Annotated in this window: 2 protein-coding genes and 2 pseudogenes; all 4 read right to left on the bottom strand. The window is 67.6% G+C overall.

Features of this window, described 5'->3' with window-relative positions:
• Positions 1 to 413 (bottom strand): annotated as a pseudogene (locus AC1D01_RS32820) (lipid-A-disaccharide synthase); the annotation flags it as partial.
• 6 nt (positions 414 to 419) lie between these two features.
• Complete coding sequence (lpxA, locus tag AC1D01_RS32815) at positions 420 to 1,208, bottom strand: acyl-ACP--UDP-N-acetylglucosamine O-acyltransferase (RefSeq protein ID WP_477873671.1); 789 nt, start codon at positions 1,206 to 1,208, stop codon at positions 420 to 422.
• Positions 1,209 to 1,224: 16 nt separating this feature from the next.
• Positions 1,225 to 1,671: a 3-hydroxyacyl-ACP dehydratase FabZ gene (gene fabZ / locus AC1D01_RS32810; protein WP_465112380.1), complete on the bottom strand. Its 447-nt coding sequence runs from the start codon at positions 1,669 to 1,671 to the stop codon at positions 1,225 to 1,227.
• Between the two features lie 2 nt (positions 1,672 to 1,673).
• Positions 1,674 to 1,864, bottom strand: a pseudogene (locus AC1D01_RS32805) (UDP-3-O-(3-hydroxymyristoyl)glucosamine N-acyltransferase); the annotation flags it as partial.

Here is a 1,864-nt window from a genome sequence, read left to right as displayed (position 1 = left end):
GCGCGGATCTTGTCGATGCGATCGCCCCGCCACGCCCAGATCGACGGGCTGACGAAATGGATGCTCTTGATGCCGAGCGTCTTCAGCCGCGCCTCGAGCCCGAGGTTGAAGTCGGGCGCGTCGACGCCGATGAAGGCGTCGGGCGGCTCGTGCATCAGGCGGCGGGCCAGCTTCTCGCGGATGCCGGAGATCTCGCGGTAGTGGCGCAGCACCTCGACATACCCGCGCACCGCGAGCTTGTCATGCGGCCACCAGGCCTCGAAACCCTGCGCGGCCATGTTCGGCCCGCCGATGCCGGCCGCATGCATCAGGGGCCAGCGCGCCTTCAGGCCGCCCAGCAACAGGCCGGCGAGCAGGTCGCCGGAGGCTTCGCCGGCCACCAGGGCCAGCCGTGGTGAGCCGGGATGCGTCATCAGGGGCTAGCGTGCGATGCCGCGGGTCACGCCGGCAAGGAAGTCGGTCATCATCGCAGCGTCGGCCGCGGCCTCGGGCACCGACGTGCCCAGCGCGGCGATCTCGTCGCGCGCCTCCTGCAGCGTGCGGCCGCTGCGGTACAGGCTGCGGTGCATCTGCTTGACCGCCGCAATGCGCTCGGCACTGAAACCGCGCCGCCGCAGGCCCTCGACATTGAAGCCGCGCACCGCGAGCGGGTTGCCGTCGACCATCATGTACGGCGGCACGTCCTGCGAGATCGCGCTGGAGAAGCCGACGAACGCATAGGCGCCGATCTTCACGAACTGGTGCACGCCCGACAGCCCGCCGATCGTCACCCAGTCGCCGACATGCACATGGCCCGCCAGCGTCGCGTTGTTGGCCAGCACCGTGTGGTTGCCCAGCTGCACGTCGTGCGCCAGGTGCACGTAGGCCATGATCCAGTTGTCGTTGCCGACGCGCGTGATGCCGACGTCCTGCGAGGTGCCGGTGTTGAAGGTGCAGAACTCGCGGATCGTGTTGCGGTCGCCGATGTGAAGCTGCGTCGGCTCGCCGGCGTACTTCTTGTCCTGCGGCACCGCGCCGAGCGACACGAACTGGAAGATCCGGTTGTCGCGCCCGATCGTCGTGTGGCCGTCGATCACCGCATGCGGGCCGATCGTGGTGCCTTCGTCGATGCGCACATGCTCGCCGATCACCGCGTAGGGACCGATGCTGACCGTGGCCCCCAGCTGGGCGCCCGGGGCGATCACGGCGGTGGGATGGATGGTGGCCATCGTTGCGCTCCCCGGATCAGCTGACCTTGCGCATCGTGCACATCAGCTCGGCCTCGACGGCCAGCTCGCCATCGACCGATGCACGCGCCTTGTACTTGTAGATGCCGGCCTTCACGCGGTCGACCGCCACGTCGAGGATCAGCTGGTCGCCCGGCTCCACCGGCCGCTTGAAACGCGCACCGTCGATGCCGACGAAGTAGTAGACGGTGTCGCTGTCCGGCGTATCGCCGGTCGTCTCGAACGACAGCAGCGCCGCCGCCTGGGCCAGCGCTTCGAGCATCAGCACGCCCGGCATCACCGGGCGGTGCGGGAAGTGGCCGGTGAAGAACGGCTCGTTGATCGTGACGTTCTTCAGCGCCTTGATGCGCACGCCCTTCTCCATCTCCAGCACGCGATCGACCAGCAGGATCGGATAGCGGTGCGGCAGCTTCTTGAGGATCTGGTGGATATCCATCGTGTCCATGGTCATGCAATCTTCTTTTCAAGGGCACGCAGACGCTCGCGCAGGCCGTGCAGGTTGCGCAAGGTCGCGGCGTTCTTTTCCCAGGACGCATTGTCGTCGATGGGGAACACGCCGCTGTAGGTTCCGGGCTGCAGGATCGAACGCGTGACGACGCTCGCCGCGGAGATGTTGACCCGGTCGCCCAGCTTCAGGT

This window comes from Rhizobacter sp. P3_B12, from assembly GCF_056402895.1.
The sequence above is the reverse complement of the archived record's forward strand: the minus strand, read 5'-3'. Positions and strand labels throughout refer to the sequence as shown.

Coding starts and splice junctions, on each gene's coding strand:
- lpxA (WP_477873671.1), bottom strand. CDS start 1,208: ATGGCCACCATCCATCCCACCGCCGTGATCGCCCCGGGCGCCCAGCTG.
- fabZ (WP_465112380.1), bottom strand. CDS start 1,671: ATGGACACGATGGATATCCACCAGATCCTCAAGAAGCTGCCGCACCGC.